General features: G+C 41.8%; 18 protein-coding genes. 8 read left to right on the forward strand and 10 right to left on the reverse strand.

The window, feature by feature from the left end; genetic code table 11:
- Positions 1 to 45: 45 nt before the first annotated feature.
- From ACSLUH_RS11555 to ACSLUH_RS11580, 6 genes are all read right to left on the reverse strand, one after another.
- Positions 46 to 447, reverse strand: a complete 402-nt coding sequence (locus ACSLUH_RS11555; RefSeq protein ID WP_448567118.1) for an MAPEG family protein — start codon at positions 445 to 447, stop codon at positions 46 to 48.
- An 87-nt stretch (positions 448 to 534) separates the two neighbouring features.
- Positions 535 to 2,619: a TonB-dependent receptor plug domain-containing protein gene (locus tag ACSLUH_RS11560; RefSeq protein ID WP_448567120.1), complete on the reverse strand. Its 2,085-nt coding sequence runs from the start codon at positions 2,617 to 2,619 to the stop codon at positions 535 to 537.
- A gap of 19 nt (positions 2,620 to 2,638) precedes the next feature.
- The gene (locus tag ACSLUH_RS11565) at positions 2,639 to 4,939 is read right to left on the reverse strand and encodes a TonB-dependent receptor (protein WP_448567122.1); all 2,301 of its coding nucleotides are present in this window, start codon (positions 4,937 to 4,939) and stop codon (positions 2,639 to 2,641) included.
- A gap of 47 nt (positions 4,940 to 4,986) precedes the next feature.
- Entirely contained in the window at positions 4,987 to 6,216 is a 1,230-nt protein-coding gene (locus ACSLUH_RS11570; RefSeq protein ID WP_448567124.1) for an MFS transporter, read from the reverse strand.
- A 15-nt stretch (positions 6,217 to 6,231) separates the two neighbouring features.
- Complete coding sequence (locus ACSLUH_RS11575; RefSeq protein ID WP_448567126.1) at positions 6,232 to 7,059, reverse strand: Rossmann-like domain-containing protein; 828 nt, start codon at positions 7,057 to 7,059, stop codon at positions 6,232 to 6,234.
- 3 nt (positions 7,060 to 7,062) lie between these two features.
- Positions 7,063 to 8,331, reverse strand: a complete 1,269-nt coding sequence (locus tag ACSLUH_RS11580) for an ATP-grasp domain-containing protein (RefSeq protein WP_448567128.1) — start codon at positions 8,329 to 8,331, stop codon at positions 7,063 to 7,065.
- A 275-nt stretch (positions 8,332 to 8,606) separates the two neighbouring features.
- Between ACSLUH_RS11580 and ACSLUH_RS11585 the strand changes: the two genes are divergently transcribed.
- The 3 genes from ACSLUH_RS11585 to ACSLUH_RS11595 are packed head-to-tail and all read left to right on the forward strand — an operon-like array spanning position 8,607 to position 11,745.
- Positions 8,607 to 9,518 (forward strand): PduX family protein, encoded by a 912-nt coding sequence (locus ACSLUH_RS11585; RefSeq protein ID WP_448567130.1) that lies wholly within the window; start codon positions 8,607 to 8,609, stop codon positions 9,516 to 9,518.
- Positions 9,515 to 10,558, forward strand: coding sequence for a pyridoxal-phosphate dependent enzyme (locus ACSLUH_RS11590; protein WP_448567132.1), 1,044 nt, complete (start codon positions 9,515 to 9,517; stop codon positions 10,556 to 10,558). Before ACSLUH_RS11585 ends, ACSLUH_RS11590 begins: the two co-directional genes overlap by 4 nt.
- Before the next feature lie 8 nt (positions 10,559 to 10,566).
- Entirely contained in the window at positions 10,567 to 11,745 is a 1,179-nt protein-coding gene (locus ACSLUH_RS11595; RefSeq protein ID WP_448567134.1) for a DUF418 domain-containing protein, read from the forward strand.
- Between the two features lie 90 nt (positions 11,746 to 11,835).
- Here ACSLUH_RS11595 and ACSLUH_RS11600 read toward each other — a convergent pair whose 3' ends face one another.
- On the reverse strand, positions 11,836 to 12,027 hold the full coding sequence (locus ACSLUH_RS11600) for a hypothetical protein (protein WP_448567136.1): 192 nt from the start codon (positions 12,025 to 12,027) through the stop codon (positions 11,836 to 11,838).
- Between the two features lie 168 nt (positions 12,028 to 12,195).
- On the opposite strand from ACSLUH_RS11600, the gene ACSLUH_RS11605 reads away from it, so the two are divergent.
- Positions 12,196 to 12,546, forward strand: coding sequence for a hypothetical protein (locus tag ACSLUH_RS11605; RefSeq protein ID WP_448567137.1), 351 nt, complete (start codon positions 12,196 to 12,198; stop codon positions 12,544 to 12,546).
- A gap of 33 nt (positions 12,547 to 12,579) precedes the next feature.
- Here the strand turns inward: ACSLUH_RS11605 and ACSLUH_RS11610 are convergent, their stop codons facing one another.
- Positions 12,580 to 14,601: an oxidoreductase gene (locus tag ACSLUH_RS11610; protein WP_448567139.1), complete on the reverse strand. Its 2,022-nt coding sequence runs from the start codon at positions 14,599 to 14,601 to the stop codon at positions 12,580 to 12,582.
- 192 nt (positions 14,602 to 14,793) lie between these two features.
- On the opposite strand from ACSLUH_RS11610, the gene ACSLUH_RS11615 reads away from it, so the two are divergent.
- A complete protein-coding gene (locus ACSLUH_RS11615) occupies positions 14,794 to 15,276 on the forward strand; it encodes a hypothetical protein (RefSeq protein WP_448567141.1) in 483 nt (160 codons plus the stop codon).
- Positions 15,277 to 15,292: 16 nt separating this feature from the next.
- Here ACSLUH_RS11615 and ACSLUH_RS11620 read toward each other — a convergent pair whose 3' ends face one another.
- Positions 15,293 to 16,666, reverse strand: a complete 1,374-nt coding sequence (locus tag ACSLUH_RS11620; RefSeq protein WP_448567143.1) for an MFS transporter — start codon at positions 16,664 to 16,666, stop codon at positions 15,293 to 15,295.
- Between the two features lie 136 nt (positions 16,667 to 16,802).
- Between ACSLUH_RS11620 and uvrA the strand changes: the two genes are divergently transcribed.
- The gene (gene uvrA / locus ACSLUH_RS11625; RefSeq protein WP_448567145.1) at positions 16,803 to 19,625 is read left to right on the forward strand and encodes an excinuclease ABC subunit UvrA; all 2,823 of its coding nucleotides are present in this window, start codon (positions 16,803 to 16,805) and stop codon (positions 19,623 to 19,625) included.
- Positions 19,626 to 19,677: 52 nt separating this feature from the next.
- Here uvrA and ACSLUH_RS11630 read toward each other — a convergent pair whose 3' ends face one another.
- Positions 19,678 to 20,199 (reverse strand): peroxiredoxin family protein, encoded by a 522-nt coding sequence (locus ACSLUH_RS11630; RefSeq protein ID WP_448567147.1) that lies wholly within the window; start codon positions 20,197 to 20,199, stop codon positions 19,678 to 19,680.
- A 193-nt stretch (positions 20,200 to 20,392) separates the two neighbouring features.
- Between ACSLUH_RS11630 and ACSLUH_RS11635 the strand changes: the two genes are divergently transcribed.
- Positions 20,393 to 21,052, forward strand: a complete 660-nt coding sequence (locus ACSLUH_RS11635) for a fused MFS/spermidine synthase (protein ID WP_448567149.1) — start codon at positions 20,393 to 20,395, stop codon at positions 21,050 to 21,052.
- Between the two features lie 8 nt (positions 21,053 to 21,060).
- Positions 21,061 to 21,948, forward strand: a complete 888-nt coding sequence (locus ACSLUH_RS11640; protein WP_448567297.1) for a spermidine synthase — start codon at positions 21,061 to 21,063, stop codon at positions 21,946 to 21,948.
- The last annotated feature ends 20 nt before the right edge of the window (positions 21,949 to 21,968 follow it).

The following is a 21,968-nucleotide window of genomic DNA, read 5'->3' on the forward strand; positions in this document are numbered from 1 at the left end:
CTTTCTTAGAAAGGCGTCTATGACGCCTTTCTCATCATAAAGCAATTAAGTGATATTAACTAATAACGCAACCCACAATATCAGCGTACAAGCAAACCCAACCCAAAAAGACCAAAGTCGATGTAAAACATTGTTATAGGTTAAATGGATGTATGCATGTAAGTAACGTGATGCGACAAACACCCATGAGACGATTAACGCAAACTGACTTTCAATCCCTAAGCTGACAAAAAGCGTACATACCACATAAAACAAGACAGGTAACTCAAATTGATTGTTAAAACTACGCGTTGATTTTGCCACTAATTCAGGGACTTCTTGCCCTTCCATTAATTGAAAATACTTCACACTAACCTGTTTGCGTTTAACGCTCGCAAACCTAGCTTTTACAGTTACAATCCCAACTAACGTCGTTAACAGCACCATGGCCGCCATAGCATAAATCATCTATTGACTCTCTCTTTATTATTTTAGTCACATGCTAACACAGTGCTCAGTAAATGAAAGCAACCTACTGAGCACTACCACTACTACCTAAAACGCTTGACTGATAGAAAGGCTAAGATAAGGTGTTCGAGTGCGCTTAGTGACTTGGCGGCTTGCGATGGCACCATTGCGTGTTCCGTTAAACAAGGTGCGGTTCCAAAGCTGATTTTCATCACCAAGGTTAGTTATCGAAAGGTTTATCTTGAAGTCATTGAATAAAAATCCTTCAATAAACACGCTCCACCGTCCTTGATTTTTAAAGTAACTATATTCATTCACGTAGAAAGATTCATACTCACTGTTAGCCTGATAACCAACCCCCCAAGAAATGCGATAATCTTCTAGATCCTGACGAAAATCAGCTTTAATTGTCGGGTCATTGATGTTACTTAAAGCACGAGATTCTCCCGTCAAAGGGTCGTTAAACTCGGCATCGATAAACTTTGCGACGACATTAACTTGAGCACCTTTGATATACGTAAATAGAGGCACTTTCACAGCCCCCTCAAGCCCTTTTACTTTTGCATCGCCTGCGTTACCCAACGAATAATCCCCCGACGGTAAAATAACTTGTTCTAATACATCTTGTCGCCATTCATAGTAAGCCACCAACGTCGCCGCACCTTTATCTGAAAAGCGATGATCAATAGCCAATGCGGTACGTATTTTACTGTCAGGTTTAAGACGAGCATTACCAGAAAACTCACGATCATCGACGAGATCAGCACTGGCTGCGAAGTCACTAAAATCCAACTGCCCCACAGAACGCCTAATGTCCCAGCGATATTGGGTGTTGTCATTTAAATTATAAATTACAGCTAGAGATGGCTTAAAGTAGGTAAGCGACTGCTCACTAACACTATCACCATCGACTTCAATTTTTGAATATTCGCCAGCAAGTCCTGTCTCTAACGTTACCTTATCGTATTGCCAGGCAAAGTTAGCAAACATTTCACTGCGCAATTCTCTTGCATTAGAATAGCTATTACGACTTGCAGAGCTTGATAATGCGCTATCACCATCCCAAAGTTTAAGCCAACTATCGAGCTGGTTAAGCGCTATTTCAATGCCATACTCTTGTCGCATTAACCCAATGTCATTATCACTTGCATGGCTGACTAATGAGCGAACAACATGCTCAGATTTATGTTCATCGAAGCGTAAACTTGATACATTTGGCATAGTATCTAATGGCATAACTGTCTGAGAGCTAGAATCAACAAACCAGTTTTGCGCATTATTAATGCTAAGCACTCGCCATTGCCATTCTGGAGTTAAATCTTGTTGCCATTCAATCCCCAACTCCCCCGCATAGTATTGACTGTCGCGCTGATTACCAAACAAGCTTAATGGTGCTTGGTTTTCATTCGCATCACCTGCATACATTTTTCGTTCAGTTTCTGGCATAAACTGGCTCCAACCAAGGCGAGCGTTGATACTTAAACGCTGCCCATCAGTAAACTGTTTAACGGCATCACTTGATAAAAACACATTATTTAACTGGCTCGGTCTATCTTCAATTTGCAGGCTTTTTAACTGGCCATCGGCTGAATAATTGTCGATTGTCGCGGTTCGCGGTTGATTTTCCTGACTAACATTTAGCTTAAATGAACTCTCCCAACGACCAAGCTGTGTTGATATTAATAGTTCAGCGCTTGGTGAAAGCTCTACGTTACTTGCCTGACCGACACCAAACTCCCAACGCTTAGCCGCGTTTTTTTTATGCTGAATAATGTTGGCAACAACCGCTTGCCCTGCTGCATCTGACGTTCCTGATGTTCCTCGAATAATTTCAATATAAGCAACCTGACTGGCAGGTATACGCGACAATGCATCTCGTATACCGCCAGATTTGGTTGTTGGTCTTCGACCATCAATCAACACATTACCTGCTCCAGAAGCAAAGCCACGAATATCATCATCGGTTTCAATTAAGGAAAAGCCAGGCAATTGCGTTACCATATCCAGTGCCGTTTGCGGACTGTATTGACTAAAAAACAAAGGTTTATAAGTTTCTGCTCCTATTTGCTCAAGAGTGGTCGCTTTGGCGCTTACCTGCAAAGGAGAGCTGACCAGCGCTGCAAACAGCGATAAATTTAACAATTGTCGGGGATAACGATTAATGGCCTTCATGTACTATCTCCTTGTACAACTAAAACTGATAATCAAACATTAAACGTGCACTTCTCGGTGCACCCAACAATAATTGATTAGCATAAATAAACCCTGGGCTATCCTGATGCAAATAGAAAACATCTGACCATGGCACGTAGTTCTGATCAAAAACATTATCTACGTTTAATGTCAGGCGGTAATTGTCACCACGATATACCGCGAATAAGTTGGTTAATGTGTACGAGTTTAAGGTCACCGTATTCGCATTATCACCAAACCGATCATCAACAAAGTGCATTGAGGCACCTATTTCTACTGGCAAACCAGCAATATTATTAACACTGGTGAATAAATTAGCGGTCAACTCTGGCACATTAGGAGGCGTATTTTCTGCAAACGATTCAAAGTTCGCTGAACGTTGAAATTCTGCGTCAGTATACGCAGCATTGACACTCAAACGCCAATCGTCATTTAACCAAAATGAACTCGACACTTCTATACCTTGAGAGCTTCGACCACCGACATTGGTCACGCTGTCTAGCGCAAAGCGCTCGAGTATATCGTCGCGTTCAATATCAAAATACGCGAAAGTTGATTCTACTCTGCCATTTAACCAACTGCCTTTAAGACCTACTTCAAACTGGGTAGCATCGGTTAAGTCGAAATCTTGATTGGCGTTAACCAATAAAATATTCGAGTTAATCGGATCTTTGGCATCACTGTATTGCATATACGCCATGACTTCTTCATTGACATTATATACGCCACCAACTCTCCAACTTACCCAGTCATAGTCTCGCTCAAAACCATTATTCTCATTAACACCTTCGGCGTTGAAGTTTTCTCGGACCAGCGCCATTTCTTCATAACGCGCATTGGCAACAAGCGTTAAATCAGGCGTTACCTTAAGTGCATCGCCAAAAAAGGCGGCTCTGGTTTTAATATCTGTTGGGCTAACACCTCGCAATTCCCGCTCTCCATAAGTACCTGAGATAGGTTGGTAAGGATCGATACCATCACCAGTGACTTGCGCTACCTGTCGTCTGAATCCTCGGCTACGGACAAAATCAAGATCAATCGCTTCAATACCAGCGACAAAGCGATTTTCCATATTGCCAATATCATTGTTGATATTGATGGTAGCTCTATGACCTAAAACATCTTGTTCATGATCTAAGATAAAGTAACCATAATAGCGTTGTATTTCACCCTCTTGTGTGCAGGTGCCAACCACTTCCGCACAGTAAACATAGCCCTCGGCGTTTTGCCAAGCGCGATCAGCGCCAAAATTAAAGACACTGTATTCTAAACGAGCATTGTCCGACAGTTGCCAATACGCATCGGCCCGTAAAAACAATTGATCAGACTTTGCGTAAGCATCATCGACGTTGTAATTTATATCGCGCATTGCGCCATCAATCACTTCACCTCGTGCGGTTTTGATCACCTTCAGTGGGTCTTTAGCGACAGTTGCTGGTACTAGCGGTGTGCCATAATAGCTACCGACATTATCTTCCAAATAATCAGCACTGAATTTAAGACCCAGATCATCAGATGCTTGCCAATACAAGCTTGCGGTAAAGTTATTAGAATCTGAATCGGTATCATCAACATAACCATCGCTGGCGTAACGGCTTAAATCAAGGGTATACCATAGGTTTTCACTTAGTTCACCTTGACTACCCAACCCCACATGGCTTGAATTAAAACTACCGTAACCCATTTGCACATTGGTATTATTTTGTATTCCAGGCTTAGCCGTTTTAGTGATTGCATTAACGGTACCACCAACCGACCCTACACCATTTAGTACGGACGCGGTTCCGCGCAATACTTCCACACGTTCGAGGTTAAAGGTATTCTGCGGACGCATAACCATAGTGCTAGGACCAATCCATAAACCATCACGTAATACGGTAATTTGACCACGGCTAAAACCGCGCATTGAAAAGGTCGAGGGCGCTGTTGGGTGGTTGCCCGTTACCACACCTGGCAAGTTTTGTAATGAATCCGATAGCTTGGTATAACCTCGGGCTCGCATTAATTGCGCATCAATAACTTCAATTGTCGCAGGTGTCTCCATCGCAGTTAAGCCAAGTCTACTGGCAGTGCTTGAGCTATCATTGAGTCCTAGTGTGCCAATAGAGCTACCAAGTACGACTAAACGTTCGGTCGCTTGCCCTGATCGTTTTTTTTCTTCACTGCCCTGTTGGTTGCCTTTCTCATCAATGGCCTTCACCTGACCGTCAGTATTGGCATAGGCAAAATTTGCCATCGCCGATGACAGTGCTATACACAGTGCGCTAATTTGCGGTGCAATCCTTTTACGTGGTCGCATTATGTTTCTCCTTAAGAAGGTATATATTGTTTTCAAAATTATGTTTATTAAGTGGCTACATGACTTGGTTGTACGTCAGCGTTTGGGGTTTTAAGTAAACGTGCAAGTGCGAATGTACTGGTGATGCCAACCATGCCATAGACAAGCCAAGGTAAAGCAGGCAATTGTTGATGGTTAGCATAGTCAATAAGTAAACCGCCCAACCAATTACCTAGCCCACCACCAAAGGCTAAGCCTAAGTAACTAAAGCCGATAAAACTGCCTAAGGCTTTAGCATCAGCAAGTGCGGCAGTTAACGCCTGTTGAGTTGGACGCGTTAGAAGAACACCCAGACTAAAAAACACGACACATGCCAGAAAGCTTTCAAAACTGGGGACAAAACCAATCGCTGCACTGCTAATCGACATCAACAACATACCGATTAAAAAGATTTGCCGAGTGTCAAGCCAGCGTTCACAGTACTTAACTAAGTGATATTGCAATGCAATGGTAATAAACGCACTGAGCGCATACATCACCCCGACACTTTCTTGGTAGCCACTGAGCTTTTCAGCCCACAACGGAAAACTTAAATTAAATTGAACCGAGGTAAACCAGTAGCCCATCATTAACGCCGTAAAGAAAACAAAACGCTTGTTTTGACAGACACGCGCTAGTTTTGACAACGACGAGCCTTTTTCAGTTGACGTATTAAGTGAAGGTAGTAAAAACAGGGCAATAAGACTATTAAGTAAAAAACAGGCCGCAGCACCAAAACAAACGGTGGCAAAATCAAATTGCAGCAAAAAAATACCTATCAATGGCCCTATGGTTGTTGCAACACCACCCACCCAATTACTCACTACGTAATAATGTGAACGGTCTTCGCTTGTTGTAAGCGCAAAAATCGTTGCTTGATACGGTGCTTCAAATAATGCGCCCCCAACAGCAGATAATATCATTGCGATAAATAACCAAGTCGGTTCGTGTGCCCAAGCGAGACTAGCAAAACCGAGCGCTCTAACTAGCACGCCAAAACAAATCATTGGTTTAGCGCCTAATTTGTCACATAGTACGCCCCCCAGCACCGTTAAACCTTGCTGGGTAGTTTGCCTAACCGCTAACGCCAAACCGACCATAGCTGTCGCTAAGCCGACATTATTAACAAAATGGACAGCCACCAATGGCATTAACATGCTAAAACCCGCCACCATAAAAAAGGTATAAACGAGCAGCGAAGCAAGCCCAACTTTACGTTGCTGTTCAGATAAGCTTGGGTTTAATGGTATCGTCGCCATAATTACCTAACTTGTTTACGTCGCTTGGCTTGCTTGATAGAGATAAACCGCACTTGGCTCAGCACTAAATTGCGAGTAAGGAAATGGTTCAGCGCATATCGCACTCACTCCTTGTCCTAAGAACTGTGGAATAATGGCGCTACCTGTTTGCGCATAAACCAGCAAAGGAATACATCGCTTACGCACTATTTCCAAAATCTGGTCAAATGAGCCATTAGTTAAGGTCATACCGGTAATTATCATACGATCGGCTTGGCGCAATACCGCATACATATCTTGCTCAACTTTAATCCCTGAAGCGGTTTTACTCATGTTGAAATCACATGGTAAACAAATACCGCCATGATGCGTTATCTCATCAACAATTGGATTAACGACACCAATTAAACCGACTTTTTCACCCGGTTGTATGTTTAATAAACTAACAATTGCTTGATCTCTAGCCACTGCCCGCTCATAAGGCGTCCCTAAGGGTAATTCAAATCGGGTCACAGAATTTGCCATGCGATGTGGCGCAACCTCACCTAAATAAGCATCAAGTGCAGCAATGCGAACCCCTAACAATGGATGCTCAAGTAATTGGGCAATTGAGCTACCAGCTAAAGCTTCTGCGTCAATTTCATCAAGCTGTTTAGGCTCTAGGCAGCAACCTCCAAATGCTTTGCCTACTCGTAATAGTAAATAGTGATTACGATAAGTCTCCCCACTGCCCGGGAAACGGGTACTTTGACGTACAGCGAATGCTCCAACTACATAGGCATCATTTGGAGACAGTGCATACTGCCCTTGCAGCACTTGGTTAATCAACGCACTGACATTTTCAATTTGATTTGATGATGACACGGCTTATGCTCCTTCAGACGCTGCAACTTCGATAATTAATGACGATATTGCCGCTTCAGCGTAAGCTCGTGCTGATTGTCCTTGTTGATCGCGACTAATAGCAAATCCCAAATAACAGGCATTATCGATAGGCGGATAAATGTCTTGATTAAGCGCCTCTTTGATATCCCATCGTAAAAGATGATTGTGAGCACTAAGTTGCTCTTGCCCATGAATTGCGACAAGCTTGCCCGATTGCAGTGGCACCAAAAATTTAACCGCAGCGCTTCCCTTTGCCTGTTCAAGGCCAGATAAATCAGGCGCTTGTGCCAAGGCCAATTTGATATGAGTATCTAAAAAGTCGATCCCAGTGACCGCTTGAATAAGTTCAGCAATGTAGTTACCACCAGGGCGAGGATTTATTTCTACAAGACGAGGGCCGTGCTCTGTTAACTTAACTTCAGTGTGGCTAATACCATTATCATGACCAACGGCTGCTAGAGCTTTAGTGACATAGTCAACGATGATATCTACCTGCTCACTCGGTAGATCAGCAGGGAACATGTGTCCGTCTTCAATAAAATAGGGGAAGCCAGTAAGCGATTTATCGGTAATACCAATAATGTGTGTTTTACCTTCAAAAGTAACCGCCTCTACGCTGACTTCTTCTCCTTCCATATACTCTTCTAACAGCCATAAGGCATCGCGCGCTTGCGCTCGAAAGTTATGCGTAAACTTAGCCAACGTATCAAAAGCCACTTTAAGTTCTGTTTCATCGTGGGCAAGCGTAACATGAGCGCTTGAAGCGAGATCGGACGGTTTAATGATTAACGGATAGCCAATATCTTTTGCCGCATTTACGGCATCCTGCCAATTGGTACAAATCGCGAATTTAGGGTTTGGTAAATTCGCTTTATCTAGCGCCAATCGCACCAAATGCTTGCGTCTTTCAACACCGACATTTGAAGAGAATGCTTGTGGTAGATTAAGCGCCTTAGCAACATCGGCAACCGTTTCAACATAATAATCGCAAACCGTTGATACACCATCAAATTTCAGCACGTGATGTTGTGCTTTTAAAAAAGCAATTAACGCTTGTGTATCATTCGTTTCAGTCGTCAACACATTATCAGCGTATGCGATTACCGGATGAATTTTTTGCGTTTTCTCATCAAGGTAGTGGCTTCGATTCCGCGTTACGAACGTATAAGAGTGCCCAAGTTCATGAATTGCTTTTGGGAATAACCTACCCGTTCCTTCAACCCAATTTTCAATAATTAATAGGTGCGCCATAGTCCCTTCTCCGTTTTGAAAGAGTTGCTGATTCTCTGTCTTATATTTAAGCACCAAAATGTTATATTATAACAAAATTTAAAGCAACCACCGCTATTAAAAAAGAAAAGAGAAGCAAACAAGACTAAAAAAACCAAAGAAAACTTAAGATTTTAGGTTTTTTCTGCAAACCCTTTACTTTATGTTATGTTATAACATAACATTCTTAAACTTGATTAATGAAGAATTGGCGTTAGTGATTAACGACACGTTAGTAGGAGCACGATAGGATGCTGATGGAATTGGAGCCGAAAGGACGTAGAAAGATTTTGCCAAGCCAAGCAAGCGTCGGGGTCTGTCGAGGTGCATTAGGTGAGCTTTATCAGGGGATCTCGACAGACGGTAGCAACGAAATCGTCATCATCTCCTCATTAATTCCAAAATACAGCTGGACATATTTTACGCCTGACACCAACGGTTTCAGCAGTCTAAAAGACCAAAAGCTAGCGTCTCCCGAACGTGAAAAGTCATTTACCGCATTAAAAATTTACTGCCAACAGCAAAGCGTTGAATGGCCAAGTGGCCGATGGAGCTTTTACAGTGACTTGCAAGTTGCACGAGGAATGGCAAGCTCGACCGCTGATATTGTTGCAACGTTACGATGTGCCGCTAGCTATTTTGGCAAGAAGCTAACGACAAACGAAATCCTTTCAATCCTATCAAAGCTTGAGCGCTCAGACAGCGTTTTTTTAGATAGACTCGCGCTGTTTTCTAGTTCCAAACATGAAATCATTCATCAGTTTAAAAAGATGCCGCCACTGTACGCCTTGTATATGCATGAAGCGGATGAAGTCGAAACCGACGGTACTAAAACCATGTTGTTGGACTTTTACCAACAACACTATCGGGATTACCTTCAATTAAACCACTTTGCCCAACACGCATTTCAGGAGTGTGACCTACAAGCCATATGCAAAGTGGCTACATTAAGCGCACAGTTATCTCAGCAAATATTACCGAAGCTACATTTTGAGCAAATCATGCAGGCACAAAAGAAATTTGATGCTGACGGGGTGATCACAGCTCACACGGGCTCTGTCATCGGACTACTTTATGCCCAAAAACCCAATATAAAAATTCTTGAAAATGTTGCCCAATTTTACAAAGAGCTGGGCGGGTTTTGCCAATATACGGAGATAGGCGCATGATCTATTCGCACATTGCTGATGCAATAAAAAAGCCCCATTTTATTCATTTACGCGACAACTTATATATTGCTCGGTTTGAGTCAATGAAAATCTATTCAACATTGGCAGCAGTTAAGTCACTGCTTGAACGTGGTTTAATAAGTCAAAATGATACCTTACTTGATAGCTCTAGTGGTATTTATGCTTACGCGCTTGCGCTTGCCTGCAATAAATATGGCCTCAAATGCCATATTATCGCCTCAAAAACAGTGGATCCCGTGCTTAAATTACAGCTTGAGCTGCTTGGCGCTATTGTTGAACCAGCAAAGTCAGCGGCCAATTTAAAAATGGATCAAGAAAACCGCGTTAAACGTATCCAAGAAATCTTAAGTAAACGCAGCAATGTTCACTGGATGCAACAGTACCATGATGATATTCACTATTTAGGCTATCAAGAGTTTTCAACCTATATTGCTGAAAGTTTTCCACAGCAAGCATTGACCTTAGTAGGTGGTGTCGGCTCGGGTTGTTCAACTGGCGCAACAGCCAAGTTTCTACGTAAATTAGGAAGAAATGTCACTTTACATGGCGTTCAGCCCTTTGGCAGTGTCACTTTTGATTCTGAGCATGTTGAAGACCCAGATATCATAATCGCAGGTATTGGCAGCTCCATTGAATTTCGAAATGTTCGGGCAGAGTTTTACGATTATATTCATTGGATTTCGTTTGATTACAGCCGACATGGCGCAATTGAAATGCTTAAAGAATATGGTGTATTTGCCGGTCTTTCGGCGGGCTCTTGCTATACCGTCGCCAGCTGGTGTGCCCCTCTCATTGAAAAGAAACAACCGTGTATTTTTATTGCTGCAGACATGGGACACCGCTATTTTGACCCCGTATTTAAAACACATCAAGATGCTAAGCCTGTAACGACCTTATTTCCTACCTTGGTCAACGACGTTGAACAATTACAACTCAACTGGTGTGCGATGCCTTGGCAGCGAAAATCATTTACCGACAAAAAATCACGAGCAAAAAATCAAAAGTCAAAAACAATATGAGTTTATCGATGAGCCAGCCTGTAAAACCAACAAAAGATAGAATTATCGCACTTGACGGTCTGCGAGGTTTTGCGCTTTGCGGGATCATTTTTGCAAATTTAGTTAGTTTTGCTGGTTTTTACTCGCTCTCGTTTTCGCAAGTTACGCAACTTGCTTGGTGGGATAGGGCTGTCTTATTCGCTATAGATTTTCTCATTGAGGGTAAATTTTATAGTATTTTTGCCATCTTATTTGGTGCCGGGTTTGCGCTACAGTACGAGAGATTTCACAGCAAAAAACAAGCGTTCTCCTTATTTTGGCTAAAAAGAATGGCAGTTCTTTTTGCTATCGGTATCTGCCATATGTATTTCATTTGGCATGGTGATATTCTCACTTTATATAGCCTATTAGGTCTTTGCTTATTATGTTTTATCACATTGAATCAAAAAAGCTTATTAAAATGGGTAATCGCTTTACTCATTATGCCGTTGTTAATACATTTCATTCTGATGCACTCTCATTCTCACAGTTTTTGGCGAATACTAAGTGATAGTGTCATCAACCTTCGACAAACATTGGGTTACACAAATATCGATCTTTTGACACTACGCACATCAGATAATTTTTATGATGTTTTTTGGGGAAATATTTTTAGCGCCATACCTAGACCATTGGCGTACTTAAAAACAGGGCGCCCGTTTCAAGTACTTGGGCAGTTTTTACTCGGCGTTTATTTGGTGAGACACTTTATCCTAGCAAAAGCGCCTCTGCCAACGACTAAACAGTTATTCTCTTTGTTGCTTATTGGCGCATTACTTAACGCAGTTTATGCTTATATAAAAGCCATCACTGGCAGCCCATTTTCAATCAATTTACTAGGTCTAGTTCAAGGTTTTGTTTATCACATTGGCTGTACAACGATGGCACTGGCCTATATTGGTTTACTTTATCGCTTATGGCTTAACCAAAAAGCCGATAACCACTTTTCGCGATTAGGTAAAATGGCACTAACCGGGTATTTAATGCAAACCAGCGTTTGTGTACTGCTCTTTTATGGCTATGGCGTCGGCCTGATGGGGCAAGTACCTTTTTATACCATAGTGTTTTTTGGCATAGGTATGTTAATGGTACAAGTCGCTGCAGTAAGATATTGGTTAAAGCGTTTTACCATCGGACCAATGGAGTTTATTTGGCGTAGGTTTGTTTAGATAACCATAACTGCCAACCTGATATCCAGCTAACCGCACTTCAACTTCTGCTCTGGCTATAATAAGCAACACCACAAAATCTTCATTCATTTACATAAAGTGTTTACACGCAGTCACCTCATCCTTCTTGGGCATATTGACATCTAACAGCACAATATCGGCAGTGGCAGATCTATAATGTACTATTTTTAAAGGAGACTTTTTCACTAATTTAAACAATAGCGACGCTTTACCATTACCAGCGACTAGCCCTGCTTCGATATCAATAGATATACAGGACATTCGCTATTTCAAAATACAAATGCTAATAGAACTATAGCTAACGGGGTTTAATCCGCGATTTTTACTTGAACTAAGAAAGGTATAAAACCTATGAAAATAACCTTGCCAGGTTGTGAATCTATCATTACACTCAAGCACAAAAGGGATGTTAATGGAGTATGCTAACTGATGGAAAGTAAAAGACCTTGGTATGAACACCTATCAAATGAAGAGATTGCGTTAGCTGATTCTTATTACAAACAAATAGATAAACTTATAAACGATTTGCCAAAAAATGCACCAGAAGAGCAGCAAAGAGCTGCTTTTGAAAAGCAAAAATTTATCTTTGAAGAACAGCTACAACATTTAAAGGTAATTTCAAGCGCAAGAAAGTTAGGTATCACCCCAAAAGAATATCAAGACAGACTAGCACAAGCTAAAAAATCTAGTAAAATATTCCAAAAATTAAAGTTAATCGCTCTGTCTTTAGCTGCTTTGTTTATGTCATGGATAACGATAAAATTCATAACCTCACTATAAAATTAACACCTAGCTCCTGTTTACTGCCTTTAGCTAAACTGTTATTGCAAGCTCAGCTGCTTGCCTTATCGCGCGCTTGGCATCAAGTTCAGCGGCGACATTCGCACCACCAATTAGATGCACCGATTTACCAGCATCAACAAGCGCTTGCTGTAACGCTCGGTTAGGTTCTTGTCCAGCACAAACAATAATGGTATCAACATCCAACACTTGAGGCTTACCATCTACTTCGATATGTAAACCCTGATCATCTATCGATTGGTAGCTGACACCCGCCATCATTTTTACGTGGTTTTTTTGCAGTGTTGCACGATGGATCCAGCCAGTGGTTTTACCTAGACCTTTTCCAACTTTAGTGGTTTTTCGTTGCAACAAATAGATTTGTTTGGTTGTCGCATGATGCTCAGCATCGGGTAGCAAAGCACCATTGTGTTGATAACTTTTATCAACGCCCCAACTTGCTAGCCATTTGTCCGGTTGATCGACCGTTTTTTCTTCAACAAGATAACAGCCGACATCAAAACCTATCCCGCCTGCACCAATAATCGCTACTTTTTCACCTACAGGCTCTTTGTCTCGTAACACTTGTAAGTAAGATTTTACTTTAGGATGATCAGCCCCAGGTATGGTTAATTTTCTTGGGATAATGCCAGTTGCTAGAATAACCTCATCAAACTCGCCGTCTATTAACATTTGTGAGGTGACCTCAGTATCAAGCGTTAACTCGACCTGATGCTTTTTCAATTGAACATCAAAATAACGCAACGTTTCATAGAACTCTTCTTTGCCGGGCACTTGTTTCGCGATATTAAACTGACCACCAATTTCATTGGCTCGATCAAACAAGGTAACTTTATGGCCTTTTTGAGCCGCATAAACACTAAACGCCATACCTGCAGGACCTGCTCCGATGACCGCTAAACGCTTACTAGCGGAAGAAGGTTTGAACACCAATTCGGTTTCATAACATGCCTGAGGGTTAACTAAACAAGACGCCCGTTTTTGCTCAAAAACATGATCTAAGCAAGCCTGATTACAGCCAATACAGGTGTTAATCTCTTCACTTTTATTCTGCTCTGCTTTATTAACAAATTCAGCATCCGCTAAAAATGGTCGCGCCATTGATACCATGTCAGCGTGACCATTCGCCAAAACTTGTTCAGCTATTTCAGGTGTATTGATGCGATTGGTGGTTACTAACGGTATCGATACTTCCTTTCTCATTCGCTCAGTGATCCAAGTAAATGCCGCTCTTGGGACGGAAGTGGCAATAGTTGGAATACGCGCTTCGTGCCAGCCAATCCCTGTATTGATGATGGTTGCACCGGCAGCTTCAATCGCTTTCGCCATAGTAACAACGTCTTGCCAACTGTTGCCACCTTCGACAAGATCCAGCATCGATAGCCTAAAAATAATTATAAATTCTTTACCGACTTTCTCACGCACCGCTTTGACTATTTCACAGCCCAGGCGCATACGATTTTCAATACTGCCCCCCCACTCGTCAGTGCGATCATTAACACGAACACAACTAAACTGATTAATGAGATAGCCTTCTGAACCCATAATTTCAACACCGTCATAGCCTGCCTTGTTAGCTAAGTGCGCAGAATAAGCAAAGTCTTTTATCGTTGACTTGATTTGCCTAACTGACATCGCCTTGGGGGTAAACGGATTAATGGGGGATTTTTTCTTACTCGCCGACACATTAAGTGGGTGATAACTGTATCGCCCAGCATGCAGCAACTGTAAACAAATTTTTGTTGGATACTGGTGAACGGCTTCCGTAATTTTTTTATGCTTTCCTACTTGCCAAAAATGGCTTAACTCACAACCAAAGGGGGCTAACCTTCCTCGAGTATTTGGGCTAATCCCCCCAGTGACAATCAGTCCAACCCCGCCTTTTGCTCTGGCTTGATAAAAAGCAGCTAATTTATCAAAGCCACCTTTTTCCTCTTCAAGCCCTGTGTGCATAGAGCCCATCAACACACGGTTTTTAAGCGTCGTAAACCCTAAATCTAAGGGCGCTAATAAATGGGGATAAGATGTTGTCATTGTCTCTACTCAAAAATCTAATAAGGTCTAACCAGTCTCTATAAAATAGTTTCACTTTAACTGAAAGACAAGCTTTAATTTTGACACCTGTCAGATTGGTGGTAAAAATTGACCAACTAACCGAAATAACTGATTGAATACCCGTGTGAAACAAGACAAGATGTCATTAAGATTTTTTTCGCTATAAAACCGATGGATAAGCAAGCTTTAGTTAATCAACTCATAAAACACTTAGAAGAAGAATTAGCAGTAGCTATTCAGGCTGCTAACGATGCAAGAGCAGCATCAACCGACGAGCAGTCAGTCGCCGAAACCCAATATGATACCTTAGCGATAGAAGCGGGTTACTTAGCTGAAGGTCAAGCAAAACGAGCACAACAATTGAAAATAGATATTGAGGCCATCAAAAGCTTACCGACGAGAGCCTTATCGGAGGATGAAGCAATTACTCTTGGTGCTTTAGTTCAACTTCACAACGACGCCAACAATTATCTCTGGTATTTAATTGCGCCGGCTGGTGCTGGTTATTCGACGATGTTGGGCGATGATCAAATAACCTTTATTACCCCAAAATCTCCTTTGGGTCAGCAACTTGTCGACGCATACTTAGGAGATGAAGTTCAGCTAGTTGCCGGACATCAACAGCTAAGCTTTGAAATCAGCAACATCATTTAATGTCAACTTTGGTGGGTCAACAGACTCGAGGTTTTAGTACGCTTTTAATTTTAGCTAAATCTGCGACTTTATCGTCTACCTTGAGGTAAGCTACCGCTTCAGTATGCACTAACGTGGCTTCAATCACCCCTGGCATATTAATCAATTGCTCGGCAACTTCATCGGCTTGTTGCTCACAAGTGATGTTCGTTTTAAAACTAAAGCTTTTTGATTTTTTCAACGGTTTTAAACCAGTAGCTGCGCCAAACCATAATAGACAACTGCAAGCCATGACTAAGAAAATGACATGCTCATCAGCATGGCTGGCAATCGCACCGCCGATTAAACCACCACAAAACGCTCCCATAAATTGGCTACTTGAGTAAATGCCCATAACACTGCCTTTAACGCCGGCAGGGGCAAGACGTGAAAGAATTGATGGCATGGTCGCTTCGAGATAATTAAAAGCGGTAAAAAACATCACAACTAAAATCACTAAGCTGGTAATCGTTGTCGGTAAATACCACAAGAGAAATAAGGCCGCAGACAATAATAATACCGCTGCGCTAAAGAATTGTTTTTCTTTTTGCTTTTTAATTGCCATGATCATAAATGGCACCATCAAAATAAACGAACCAATCAGGGTAGGTAAATAAAGCTGCCAATGTGATTCTAACGCAAGTCCAGCGTTAACGAATTGTTTAGGCAAGGTCACAAAGCTTGCGGTGAGTGCCATATGCAAAACAAAAACGCCAAGGTTTAAACGAAATAGTTGTGGATCTCGAATCAAGGTACTGATTTGTTCAGGTAAGGCAACATTGTCACCTTTAGGTGCTTTGTTAACCGAATAAGGAACCATGAACTGAATCAGTAACATGGCGCCGATTGTGAGTGCGGCCGTAAACCAAAATAAACCATGTAATCCAAAAGATTCTGCAACAATGGGCCCTAAAACCATAGCAAAGGTAAAAGAAAGCCCAATAAACATGCCGATCGTCGCCATCACTTTTGGTCGTTGTTCTTCCCGACTTAAATCGGCTGCCAACGCTAATACGGCACTGGCAATTGCTCCCATCCCTTGCAACGCCCGACCAATCACAACACCATAAATAGACTCAGAAAGTGCAGCCACGATGCTACCGATAAGAAATACCAATAAACCAAATAAGATCACCGGCTTTCGGCCAAACTTATCGGATAGAATCCCCATAGGTATTTGCAATAACGCTTGCGTTAAACCGTAAGCGCCGATCGCAAGGCCAATCCATATTGGGCTGTAACCAATAAGTTGCTGTCCATAAATAGCGAAGACCGGCAAGATCATAAACAAGCCTAACATTCTCAATCCAAACACTGCGGCTAGTGAAAAAGCGGCCTTTTTTTCGATACGATTTAATCCAGAGATACTCATGACTACGTACTTTAAACACTCATTTACGGGAGAAATTTTCGCGCTAGTTTAGCACGGCAATTGATTGAACAAAATCATATATTCGAGAACGGTTTTTATGCAATAATAGCCGGCTAAGATTTATCATGGGAACATTATGAGACAGATAGAAGTTAGAGGTGCTAGAACACACAACCTCAAGAACATTAGTTTAGACATTCCTCGCGACAAACTCATTGTTATTACTGGCCTTTCTGGTTCAGGGAAATCATCTCTTGCTTTTGATACTTTATATGCTGAGGGTCAAAGGCGTTATGTTGAATCATTGTCTGCTTATGCTCGTCAATTTTTATCATTAATGGAAAAACCCGATGTTGATCACATCGAAGGTTTATCACCGGCTATTTCAATTGAACAAAAATCAACATCCCATAACCCTCGCTCAACCGTAGGTACCATTACAGAAATTTACGACTATCTGCGTTTGTTGTATGCCCGTGTTGGTGAGCCTCGGTGCCCAACTCATGACACGCCACTTGCCGCCCAAACAGTTTCACAAATGGTTGATCGCGTGCTTGCCTTAGAAGAAGGCACCAAGGTAATGATCCTTGCCCCAGTATTACAAGACAGAAAAGGGGAACACGTAAAATTACTCGATAATCTAGCCGCCCAAGGTTATATTCGTGCGCGAATCGATGGCGAAGTTTGCGACCTTTCTGATCCACCAACGTTAGAGCTTCATAAAAAACATACTATCGAAGTGATTGTCGATCGCTTAAAGGTGCGCGAAGATATTCAACTTCGTTTATCGGAATCGTTTGAAACAACACTTACCTTAACCTCGGGTACCGCGAAAGTTGCCTTTATGGACGAACCAGATCGCGAAGAGTTAGTGTTCTCTGCTAATTTTGCTTGTCCACACTGTGGATACAGCATGCAAGAACTAGAACCGCGGTTATTCTCGTTCAATAATCCAGCAGGTGCTTGTCAAACCTGTGATGGCTTAGGCATTCAACAATTTTTCGATCCAAATCGCGTTATTGCTAACCCAGAGCTTAGTTTATCCGGCGGCGCGATTCGCGGTTGGGATAAACGAAATTTCTATTATTTTCAAATGTTACAGGCGCTCGCAGAGCATTTTGGCTTTGCTGTTGATAAGCCATTTAACCAATTAAATGAAGCACACCAAAAAGTCGTCTTACACGGCAGTGGTAAACAAGAGATTGAGTTTAAATATATGAATGACCGTGGTGATGTTGTCATTCGAAAACACCCTTTTGAAGGGATCCTCAATAATATGGATAGGCGTTACCGAGAAACCGAATCCAATGCTGTGCGTGAAGAATTATCTAAATATCTCAATAGTCAGCATTGTCCTGACTGCGGTGGTTCACGGTTACGTTTAGAAGCTCGAAATGTTTTTATCAATGAAACACCGCTTCATCACATTGCCGAACTCGCGATTGCAGATGCATTAGCATTTTTCCAAGGCCTAAACCTAACAGGGCAACGAGGCAAAATCGCCGAGAAAATTTTAAAAGAAATTAATGACAGATTAGGCTTTTTGGTCAACGTTGGTTTAAATTACCTCAACCTCTCTCGCAGTGCTGATACCTTGTCTGGTGGAGAAGCGCAACGCATTCGTTTAGCAAGTCAAATTGGTGCTGGTCTCGTTGGCGTGATGTACGTGCTAGATGAACCTTCTATCGGTTTACATCAGCGCGATAATGAACGCTTACTCAAGACCCTGATCCATTTACGTGACCTTGGCAATACCGTCATTGTGGTTGAACATGATGAAGACGCCATCCGCGAAGCCGATCATGTTATTGATATCGGCCCAGGTGCGGGAGTTCATGGCGGTGAAATTATCGCCGAAGGTGATGTAAACACCATTATGAATTGCGAGCACTCACTTACCGGAAAGTATTTGTCCGGTAGAGAAGGCATTATCGTTCCGAAAAAGCGAACCCCATTTGACAAAGACAATATCGTGAAACTTATAGGTGCTAGCGGTAATAATCTCAAAAACGTTGATTTAACTATCCCAATTGGCTTGATGACCTGTATTACTGGTGTTTCTGGCTCGGGGAAATCAACGTTAATCAATGATACCTTATATAAACTTGCTCACATCGAGCTCAACGGAGCAACCACACAAGAACCAGCGCCGCATAAAGCAATTGAGGGCTTAGAAAAACTTGATAAGGTTATCGATATTGATCAAAGCCCGATTGGTCGAACCCCTCGCTCTAACCCAGCGACGTACACTGGTATTTTCACCAATGTTCGTGATATTTTCACTGGTACCCAAGAAGCGCGTTCACGTGGTTATAAGGCGGGTCGATTTAGCTTTAATGTAAAAGGTGGTCGCTGTGAGGCATGTCAAGGGGATGGCGTCATTAAAGTTGAAATGCACTTTTTACCTGATGTTTATGTACCCTGTGATGTTTGTCACGGCAAACGCTATAACCGTGAAACACTAGAAGTGAAATACAAAGGTAAGAATATTCATGAAGTCTTAGATATGACCATTGAAGATGCCTATGAATTTTTTAGTGCGATTCCAGCAGTTAAACGTAAATTAAAAACGCTGATTGATGTCGGTTTGAGTTACATAAAACTCGGCCAGTCGGCGACCACCCTTTCAGGTGGTGAAGCGCAGCGAGTTAAATTATCAAAAGAGCTATCAAAGCGTGATACGGGCAAAACCTTGTACATTCTTGACGAACCAACCACTGGCTTGCATTTTCATGACATCAAGCAGTTGTTACACGTTATTCATCGCTTACGTGATCATGGCAACACGGTCGTCGTTATTGAACACAACCTTGATGTCATTAAAACAGCTGACTGGATTGTCGATTTAGGCCCTGAAGGCGGCTCAGGCGGTGGTGAAATTTTAGTAACTGGCACACCTGAACAAGTGGCTAAACACAAAAACTCTCACACCGCGAGATTCCTTAAACCTCTGCTTTAGTATGTTATCTCACTGGCGAAAACGGCACTCGACCGTTTTCGCTATCACCAGCCTAGTGAATATAGGCTTCAACAAACTTAGTCAACAACGGATGTTTTGGATCAGAAAAGTACGTTGCTTTAAGTACTTTTCCTTCGGGACTAATAAAAACCACGCCTGGTGTTCCCATAATGCCGTATAGCTGCGCAACCTTGTCGCCTTCCAATAATGCAGGGAAACTGTACTCATGATTGCGCCAATAAACCTTAGGTTTCCAGTCTTCTTTAATGTTAAGCGCTAAAATCGTTAACCCTTTGTCCGCATATTGTTGATGCAATTGTTCGAGCCCCGGCAGCAGCTTTTTGCAGTAAGGGCACCAAGTTGCCCAAAATACCAGAATTACCGGTTTACCCTGATAGTCTGCTAGGGCAACGATTTCATCTTGGGTATTTTTTAACGTCCAATTTTGCAGAGTATTATTAGTTTGATTTGCTGCCGTTGCTGGCAACATGAGAAAACTCAAACCAAGCAAAATTAGGGTAAACATTGCGGTAACAAATAATGGATAGCTTTTATTGCGATAAGAGCCTGTCATTAGTTTCCTTAATAAGAAGATATTGATAAGTGCTAACCGATAAGACCAGATAAACAAAAAAACACTTTCGCTGACAGTCGTTCAAGGTTTTAACCATAACCGATGCCGTTACCACAAAAATTCTCCAAATTTATTGGCACAAGCTAATTAATAAACGCTATGATGGTTACAAATATTTATTTTGTTGGAAGAAATGTTCAAACCTAGTCTTAATGCCGCGTTTTCTTGGCGTAATGTATATATCTATTTTTTAGCCTTTTGCAGTGGCTTTTGTATCATGGGCATCGAACTGTTAGGGGGGCGCATTTTAGCACCCTATTTTGGCAGTAGTATCCATATTTGGGGCAGTATCATTACCGTTTTTATGTTGAGCTTATCTTTGGGTTATTTGTTAGGCGGTAAGCTTTCTACCCGTTCTGCGTCTTTAACACGTTTTGGCTGTATTTTTCTTATTGCAGGAATTACCGTGTTACCTATCGCTTTGTGGGCTTCACAGTTGATGGAATTTATTTTCATTCGCATAGAAGATAGTCGCTACGGCTCATTTGTCGCAGCAATGACATTATTCTTTATTCCTACGATTATACTTGGGATGATTTCCCCCTATTCAGTAAGACTGCTGGTTAAAGATAAAGAACACAGCGGTCAAGTTGCAGGAGTACTCTATTTCGTATCGACATTAGGAAGTGCGTTAGGGACAATCATTACCTCTTTTTACTTTGTCTTATTATTTGAAGTCAATGACATCATCTTTGCATTCAGTGCAACGCTAGTACTGCTGGGTATTAGTGCTATTGTTATTTCACCTCGTCAACTCGAAGTAAAAGAAACACAACTTGGAGGGGCACAGTGATAAGAATAATGTTTTTAATCGCAATAGCGTTAGGCATGTTTTTACCCAAACTAAATGCCCAAATCATCCACAAAGAGCGCTCCCTTTATCGCAATATTATTGTCGAAGACAAACATCAACTTCGCTGCTTAAAATTTGACGGTAAAAGCACTGAATCAAATCAAAGCTGCTTTATCAAAAACGATCCTCAACGGTTGGTCTTTGCTTATACTAAACAACTCTTTTCAGCATTAATAATGCGCGAAACAACGCCAAGTAAAGTGCTTATTATCGGTTTAGGCGGTGGTACTATGTCCAACACCATTCATATGCTCTATCCCGAAGCCTATATTGACAATGTTGAAATAGATCCCGTAGTCGTTAATGTCGCCCGACAATACTTTGGCTTTATTGAAAATGAACGAATAAAAACCCATATCGCTGATGGTCGCATTTTTATTAAACGAGCCAAACTTAAGCAACAACAATATGACTGGATTATTTTAGATGCATTTAATGGTGACTATATTCCAGAGCACTTGTTAACCAAAGAATTTCTAGAAGAAAGTAAGCAGTTACTAACCGATGATGGTTTATTAACTGCTAATACGTTTTCAATCAGTAAGCTCTATGATTATGAGTCTGCCACGTACCACGCGGTATTTGGTGATTTTTTTAACGTGCGCAGCAACAAAAACGCCAATCGCGTTATTCTCACCAGTAAACAGGCTTTACCAAACTACAAAACACTGGCAGATAACGCATTAAAACTAGAGAAAAAGTTAGCCCCATACAATATTAACAGTGTAGAGCTACTAACGTGGCTAACCTCAACCGCTGACGAACAAGACTGGCCAAAAGACACACGATTATTAACGGATCAGTTTTCGCCTGCAAACTTGTTAAATCAAGAATAAAGCCCGACTGGAGAGCGAAA

It is taken from the genome of Thalassotalea ganghwensis (assembly GCF_053485795.1).